General features: G+C 55.7%; 1 pseudogene. It reads left to right on the top strand.

The annotated features are described in order from the left end of the window. Positions 1–231: 231 nt before the first annotated feature. A pseudogene (locus tag E0D98_RS26365) lies at positions 232–300 on the top strand (single-stranded DNA-binding protein); the annotation flags it as partial.

Raw genomic sequence — 300 nt, 5'->3', positions numbered from 1 at the left:
AGATGCACCGGCCACAAAATTTTTAGCCATGAACCCGGCAAAAAATTTTGCGTCCGCCCCCGGACAGCTGTCCCGTGAGGCGGTAAACGGGCCCCCATCGGAAAGGTCCACTGCGGGGAGAAACCCCTGTGAAGTGGACGGCAGGAGGAGCTTTCGCTCCTCTGAAGGGGCACATGAACGTCCCGTCGCCGGTATCCGGTTTATCTCACATCTTTCAGTCAGGAGGTTCTTATGAGTGCACGTGGTATCAACAAGGTCATCGTGGTTGGTCGTCTGGGTAAAGATCCGGAAGTCCGTTAC

Source organism: Escherichia sp. KCJ4928, assembly GCF_004352695.1.
GTDB lineage: Bacteria > Pseudomonadota > Gammaproteobacteria > Enterobacterales > Enterobacteriaceae > ECMA0423.
The sequence above is the reverse complement of the archived record's forward strand: the minus strand, read 5'-3'. Positions and strand labels throughout refer to the sequence as shown.